At 41.3% G+C, this 8,400-nt stretch carries 4 protein-coding genes and 1 pseudogene; all 5 read left to right on the forward strand.

Annotation, left to right across the window (positions count from 1 at the left end; genetic code table 11):
• Nucleotides 1–190: 190 nt before the first annotated feature.
• Nucleotides 191–232: pseudogene (locus KKI13_03765) on the forward strand (hypothetical protein).
• Nucleotides 218–436: a tetratricopeptide repeat protein gene (locus KKI13_03770; GenBank protein MBU4488166.1), complete on the forward strand. Its 219-nt coding sequence runs from the start codon at nucleotides 218–220 to the stop codon at nucleotides 434–436. The pseudogene KKI13_03765 and the gene KKI13_03770 overlap by 15 nt, the downstream one beginning before the upstream one ends.
• Nucleotides 437–684: 248 nt before the next feature.
• On the forward strand, nucleotides 685–2,931 hold the full coding sequence (locus KKI13_03775) for a PKD domain-containing protein (GenBank protein MBU4488167.1): 2,247 nt from the start codon (nucleotides 685–687) through the stop codon (nucleotides 2,929–2,931).
• A gap of 18 nt (nucleotides 2,932–2,949) precedes the next feature.
• Nucleotides 2,950–7,992 (forward strand): DUF1080 domain-containing protein, encoded by a 5,043-nt coding sequence (locus KKI13_03780; GenBank protein MBU4488168.1) that lies wholly within the window; start codon nucleotides 2,950–2,952, stop codon nucleotides 7,990–7,992.
• 7 nt (nucleotides 7,993–7,999) lie between these two features.
• Nucleotides 8,000–8,400, forward strand: a 401-nt coding sequence (locus KKI13_03785; GenBank protein MBU4488169.1) for a hypothetical protein, incomplete at its 3' end; no start/stop codon positions are given.

The raw sequence follows: 8,400 nt of genomic DNA on the forward strand, positions 1-8,400 counted from the left end.
ACGCTCAACTTTTGCGTAAACTTCAGGCAATGGAAACCGCTCTTCAGAATAATGCGAAGATCGTGATCCCGTCCGATTCGGAGTTGGTCAACGTTATCGGCGAAATGGCCGGTGTACTGCCGCTAAAGAGGGAAAAGAGGGAAGAAAGTAGATAAAACCGAGTTCTCTAACAGGGTGATAATGCTATGGCATAGCAAATATCTACGAAAGGCTTGATATGTATGATGAAGCCGTTGTGTATTATGAAAAAATTATGAAGGATCAACCGAATGATGATGGTAATCAGCTTAGTTTAGGAAAGTGCTATCTTAAGAAAGGCGATCTCGCAAAAGCTAAAGGTATCTTTGAGAGAATTGTGGCATCAGAATCAGGAGATGCTTACAGCAAAGAATCTGCACAGTCTCTACTGTCGGGATTAAACAAGCCTCCGCTATAGCTAGCGCAAACCGGCACAATCGTTTCTACTATAAAGATGAAAGGGCGCAGGAGGATCCGAGTGTGAACAGGCGTCACCAATTTTACTTTTCTAACACAACCATTTTTTGCATAACTTGTTTATTTATAAGTAGTTAAGCAACTATAGTCGCTAGTTATGTTAAATCTTAAAAAAGGTTGTTTTCATTCATTGACATATACCATATAGCATGGTATACTTATAGGGTACTAAATAGCGCGAGGTGTAATGTGGCGAAGTCCAGAATTGTATTTCGCTTTTTTGTTCGTTTCTTTCTAACGGCCTTTATAATAGTGGCGCTAACGCAGGTCACTGAAGCGGCCGCGCCCGTTTTAAATTCTATCATCCTATCCGACTCCGATTCCGGGTCCACAGATTATACTAATAATAGTATTATCAGTGTTTCTCTCAGTATTTCCGGCTCACCCACGCAAATGATCCTTTCAAGATATAATGACTTTCATGATGCGACTTGGGTAGCTTATGCAAGCCCCACAACTTTTAGTTTCGGTGTTCCTGCGCCTAATGGCACGCAAATAGTCTATTGTAAGCTTAGAAATGCCGCTCTAGAGGAAAGCAACGTAGCCCAAGACAGTATTTGTGTGGATACATTTCGGCCTTCTATATCGACCGCTAATTCAGGACCGGTTAATACGACTCATGTAGATATAATGTTCAATGAGATGATAATTGTAGGCGCAGATAATCCTGCCAACTATACGATTACAAGCGGCATAACAGTGCTTGGCGCGCAGTTTGTGTGGGTGCCGTCGCCTGGACTCTTTAAATATAGATTAGCGACAACTCCTCAAATACCAGGAGTTCAATATACTGTAACAGCATCTACCAATCTGCAAGACCCGGCAGGCAATCTCATTGATCCTAATGGCAGAACGCTTACTTATACAGCAGTATCAAGTACAGATACTATATCGCCCCAAGTCAATAGTTTTCGCATACAGGACGGAGATGCTTATACCAAAAATCTCAATGTCAGTATCTTAATGACGGAAAGCGACCAGGGCGGCCTAGTCTCGAAGTGGCTAATAACTTCTATTTTGTCAACCCCGCCACCCAGCGCCTTTACGCTTACATCAAGGCCGACCTCGTATAATCTAAGCGCCGGAGACGGCACAAAGATTCTATATGCCTGGGTTATGGACGATAGCGGTAATGTAAGCTATTATAATCCCTCCAATTCAGCCGATTCTATTATTCTCGACCAGACGCCGCCTACAGCCAATGCAGGTGCGGATAAAAACGCGGAAATCAATACCTCGGTCAATTTTGACGGCTCAGCTTCAACCGATAATTACGAAATATCCACATATGTCTGGAATTTTGGCGACAATTCGGACACCGAAGAGGGCGTTACCGTATCCCATTCTTATACTTCTCAGGACACATATGCCGTAACGCTTACTGTCTATGATGCAGCGGGTAATACGGCAAGTGATACCGCAGTCGTTACGGTAGGCGGCGAGCCAACTGAACCGACATACTTAGAAGTAAAAGGGCCGAATCCCGATTATAACACTATTACAGAAGCAATGACTCATATAGCGGAAAGCGGTACCATCTATGCCTATCCCGGCGAATACTATGAAGACGTCCATATGAAAGAAGGCGTTATCCTTAGGGGCGACAACAATGCCACAACCATCATTAAAGGAAATATCTTCTTTGAGGAAGTAGATGGAACAATTGACAATTTTACAGTACTATTTCAGGAAGGGACGATATTATCTTTTACAAATACCAATTATGTGGATTGGAATCTTGTTGCGGATAGTGGCATAACCGCCATTAATTCCATACCTATTATAAAGAATTGTATTATTAAGCCCGATCTAGACTTCATAAATTACGAGGGCGGCTATGACCCGCCGTTACAATATTACGGCAAGGCCATACAAATATGGAATATGTACGGCACTGACGATGTAACCCCGCAAGTCGAAAGCAATCTTATTCAAAACACAGACTGCGGCATATATTACTTCTCGCAGGCCTTCGGCGGAGCCATATTAGGAAATATAAAGAATAATACCTTCTATCACAACAAAAACGGCGTAATACTCCGCATGCACAAAGAGAATCCACATATTTATAATAATATATTCGATAATACTATTGACTCTGCAGACTTTGCCATATTTTTTACCTATGAAGATGGCGCGTTATTCGACCAACGCAAAGCTAACATAAACAATAACCTCTTTAACCAAAATACTAATAACTTCTGGCTTGATTCAGCGGCAGCCCAGTTTAACTTGATCTATATCCAGGGCAATATCGAAGATGATCCCGAATTCGTAAATCCACTTAACGATAACTTCTATTTAGAGCCTACTTCACCTGCCTTAACAGGCGGTGAAGAGGGTACGCTTATGGGCGCATATACTGAATTTGTGTCGCAGTTATTTATAGAGATAGCAGCTCCTCAAGACGGAATTACAATATACGCTGAACCATAATATAAAGGATGGCTTACGATGTATTCCTATGCTAAGGCTGATAGAAAAAGATTCACAAATACGCTTTTAGCTGCTACTGCGGCATTGATCTTAATACTGACCACTTGGGCTTCTTCTATTTTCGCCGAAGGAGTAAGTACGGGCCCAGCTCTTATTGCCGAAATATGCGCCGAGAACAATATCACCGCCACAAAAGATGAGATTGCGGAATTAGCTGCTTCCGATAAAGGAACGACTTCTTTTTGGGGCTTAAAAATGGCGGCGGAAGAAAAAGGATTTATAGCTAAAGGACTAAAGACAGATATAAGCCACCTTAAAGAACTAGCCGATACCGGATATGTCATTGTTATATTAAGCGAAAACCGCACCTATGTGCGCGTAAAGGATGTATCGGATTGGTTCGTTAATGTTCATAATCCCTCAGGTTATCCAAAAGCAGATTCTATTTCGAAAGATGAATTCGGAAGAGAGTGGGACGGTAAGGTTTTATTTATCCAGACACAAGAACAGTCTCAGGAAACCGCACCAGCCCCTCTTGGCAATCAGCCGTTAGCCGAAAGCATGGAAGCAGCTGCCTTATCAAGCGAACCTCAAGTTGTATCTCTATCCGAAGGTGAAATGCAGACAACCGAAGGGTCGAACCCATGTGCAAATCCTGCCGGTCCTGCCGGGCCGGATAATAAAGAAGAGACAGAAGACCCTGTAATTTTGACGAATGGGAATCTCCATTCAACCGAGGCCGATTTTTTCATAGAAACCCGTGGACTTATCCCGCTTGAGCTGACAAGGACCTACAATTCACAGGTTGTCTCTGACCTAGAAGGTTGGCAGCCGGAAGGAGGGGCTGGCCCATGGGCGGCAAGAGACGGCGTATATAATGCATACGGCGACAGAAATCTAACGACACGCTCATGGAAAAACTTCACCTTAACAGCTGACGTAAAAACGATAACTCCTGGTACCAATCCGTGGGAAGTTGCATGGGTAAGTTTTAGGTATACAGACAGGGATAATAGGTACTATTTTATAATCAAAACCGACGGAATTCTTGAGTTGACAAGAGTAGTAAATGCGCAGATGACACAACTGCGACAGAAATCGTCGAGCTATAACCCATTAAACTGGAACACGATCAAGATAGAAGCCAATGAAACCAATATAAAAATTTATGTCAATAATAATCTCGAGATCGATTATACTGATTTCGCTCCCATTCTCGAAACTAAACCCATAAGCCTTGAAGCGAGATACTGCTACGCCCAGTTTGATAACGTAAGAATCCAAAGCGGCGCGGAAAACCATTTCTATGATTTTAATACTCCTGATAGGACCGAGCCATTCGGCAGAGGATGGTCATTTAACTACGGAGTTTTTATAAAGGAATTAAGTAATGGCAACGTTAAAGTTATACGGGAAGACGGAAGAAGCGATCTTTTTGTCAAGCAGGTTGATAGCAGCTATTTACCATCTTCCTGGCTTCATGAAACACTGACAAAAGACGGAAGCGGCTTTGGCTTGAGGAAGAAAGACGGCACAATCTATCGCTTTAATCTTTCGGGACGGCTTGAATATCTCGAGGATAGATTCGCAAATAGAATTACCCTTACTTATGAAAATATCTACGGCGCAGAGCGGTTAAAATACGTTACGGACTCGACAAATAGGCAATTTACCTTTGAATACTGGCCTGATGGCAGAGTTAAAGAAATTAAAGATCCCACAGGTATTCGTAAATATCAATATGTCTATACTGGGTTAAACCTAACACAAGTAATAGACTTAAGAGGTAACTCAAAATATTATGAGTATAACCCTGTTACGAATTTAAGGACGGCTTATATTGATAAGGAGGGCAATAGATACGAATATACATATACCTATAACGCAAGAGTCCATGCCCAAAAAGACCCGGATTTAAAGATAACGACCTTTGAATACTGGTGGGACACAACATGGGTCACAAATAATACCGGTGAAACATGGTTATATCATTTTTACGCAGGTAGTCATATGCTTTTAGAATTGAACGATAACCTAGCCACTTCTACGACATATTCGTGGGACGGAAGCAATAATTTAACACAAGTAAACGAGGTCTACAGCAAAACGACAAAACTTGAATATGACACGCAAGGCAATGTAACCAAGATTATTGACGCTGAAAACGGCGTAAGCTATCCTACCATCATCCAATACGACCCTGATTACAGCCTGCCGACCTATAAGAAAGACCCTGAAGGCAACGAAACTACCTTTGTATATGATAACGGCAAGCTTACTGAAATCCGCGAGCCTCTTAATAAGACAACGCTCATGACATATTATCCTTACGGCAAAATTCAGACACTTACAAACGCCGAGGGAAATCTAATGGAATTCGAATACGACCAATGGGGCTATCCAAAGAAGATAAAACGGCATACGGAAGCAGGCATTGTGGAGCGGAATCTTACCTATGACATCGTCGGCAACCTCTTAAGCGAAACCGACGAGGAAGGTAAAACCCGAAACTACATCTACGATGAAAATAACAACCCAAAAGAGATAAAAGACGGAAGCAATAACATTATCGTATCAACCACCTATGACAAAAACGACAACCCCAAAACTGTAACAGATTCTTTAAACCACACTATCACCTATGAATATGATTGGACTGGGAACCAGACAAAAGTAACAGAATACGACGAATTCGGTATTGAATATACTACGGAACTTACTTACGACAATAAAGACTATCTCCATCTTGCTAAATCCGACCTTATAAGTATAAAAGACCAGGAAGGCAATATAACAAACATCCTATACACAAAAGAAACCGCAGGTGACGGCGATAGAAAAGTTATTATTGCAACGGACGCTGAAAATAGAGTTACTAAAAAGCAATTCGATAAACTCTACCGGCTTGCTTACTTACAGGACGCGGCGGGCAAGAAGACATATTATAGCTTTGATTACCTTAAGAGGTTAAAGACTATAACCCATCCTGACAGTACAAGCGAGGCCTATACTTATGATAGAAACAGTAAGATTGCCACAAAGCGCGACAGAAAATATCAAACTATAACATATCAATACGATGCTTTAAATCGTCTTGAACATAAAATATATCCTAATGCGACCCAAATCAACTATGCATATGACAAAATTAATAACTTAAAGAATGTTGTATCGCCGAACGGCACTACGGTTATGACGTATGACAAGCTTAACCGCCGTAAAGACATCACTTACCCTGAAAGCAAAACCGTCGCCTATGAATATTATAATAACGGCCTGCGCAAGAAGCTGATATATCCTGACAGCACATATATCACCTATCACTACGACAATCTGAACCGCCTCACTGATATAAAAGATTCATCCGGCAATGTGATAGCCCATTACGACTATGACGGTTTTACTAATAGGCGTGGCACCCTTACTTACTTAAACGGCACATCTATCGACTATGAATATAACGACTTAAGCAGAATCAAATCCCTGAAGAATAAACTGCCGGCAGGAACGGCATTCTCCCAATTCGACTATACCTATGACAAAGTCGGTAACCGTAAGACTATAACCACCAATGAAGGCTTATATGCCTATGACTACGATAGGACGTACCAACTTAAGGACGTAACCTACCCCGATATGCGTACCGCCCACTATGAATACGATGATATGGGCAACAGAGAGTATGCTGATGAGCTTGGAGAACATTGGAACTATACTTTAAAGACTAATGGCCTCAATCAATATGCTTCAATTACCAAGACGAAGCATAATATAGATGTAGGCGGTACAGCCAAGGGTGACAATCCAAGCGTTACCGTTAATAGTGTTAATGGTAAAGTTTCGGGCGAGGAGTTTTTAGCGGAGAGTGTGACGCTTAATTCCGGGAACAATGTCGTAATGGCCTCGGCGATTGACCAATCGGGAACATTATCAGACTATATAAATCTTACGCTTGATACATCAGCACAAAAGACCTTCACTTATGACAATAACGGCTCATTAACGGGCGTAGCCTGGAGAGCAGAGCAGACTACTTATGCCTACGACTATGAAAATCGCCTTATACGCGTCATTGCGAACTCGCCGGAGGCGAGTGAAGCAATCTATAAGTATGACTACCTTGGCAGGCGCATCGAGAAGAATGTCGATGACGTAATAACCAAGTACCTCTATGACGGTGAAAACATAATTGCGGAATACGACGGCTCAAACAACTTAATAGCCAAGTACGTCTACGGTCCTAGCATTGACGAACCAATAAGACTTGAAAATGCCACAGGCGTATGCTATTATCACTTTGACGGACTAGGTTCCGTAACCGATCTTTCTAATAGTTCAGGCAGCCATATCGAGCATTATACCTACAGTCCTTTCGGCAAGACGAAGATTTATGATCCCGCAACAGGCTTAAAACGCAATAACAGCATTGTGGGCAATTACTATCGCTTTACGGCCAGGCAATGGGACCCAGAAAGCAGCCTCTATTATTACCGCGCAAGAATGTATGATCCGAACATGGCGAAGTTCTTGCAAGCGGATCCTGCGGGATATGATGCCGATGTAAATCTGTATCGCTATTGCTTAAATAATCCGTTGAACTTGGTTGATCCAAGGGGGCTGGAAGGCAGTAAGAAGACGGGAAGGACAGGCTCTGCGACTTTCACGTACATGAGAATCTTTGGCATGCCTACTATTATTGTTACGTGGAATACATCCGAAGGAAGGTTTGCAGAATTTTTAGCGAGTCTACCACCCGGAGTTTTTGCTTGGCTTATGCAAAACGCGAGAGGGAATTTGCCGGAAGGTTCTCTTGCAGAGTTTGATTTCTGGTCATTTTATAAAACTCTAAGATATGTAAGAGATGTTATCCATAATATGTGTAAAACGGAAAATAATTTTGGCGATGATTTTATAAAAGGACTATGGGATTATGCGACAAGTGAAGAAGGTGGTATTAGACATATTGAAGAAAATGGTGAGCTAGTGCTTGATAACCAAAAAAAGCAAATTGATATTATAGGAGACATTATGCAAGACCTGTGGAGTCAAGGTGGCCAATAGGTATCCTATGAATAATGAAATAGAAAAAATAAAATGGACGATTAAAGACGTCATAATTGCATTAACTTTAATTTTTGTAGCAACATTTATTATCTTATTCACAATAACCATAGTGGTTTTTTCTTTAAAAGAAGAAATAGCGATGAGCAAGGAAGTACCTTTAATAAAAGAAATAGTAATATTATTTTCAAAATTGGTTATAGCGTCTTCTATAAGTCTAATTGTTTGGTTCTTTTCTTTAAAAAAATATCACTGCAAATGGAATGCGTTAGGTTTCGTTTTTAAAAATGCAAAAAGAGATATTCTAATAGGAGCATTAAGCGGCGTATTGATCTTCATAATAGTTAACTTAGTGCGCATACCTTTTCTCCATACCAAAGCCATTATTGCGGTAGGAGAAGGTTTTAA

It is taken from the genome of Candidatus Omnitrophota bacterium (assembly GCA_018894435.1).
Taxonomy (GTDB): Bacteria; Omnitrophota; Gorgyraeia; order JAHIPI01; family JAHIPI01; genus JAHIPI01.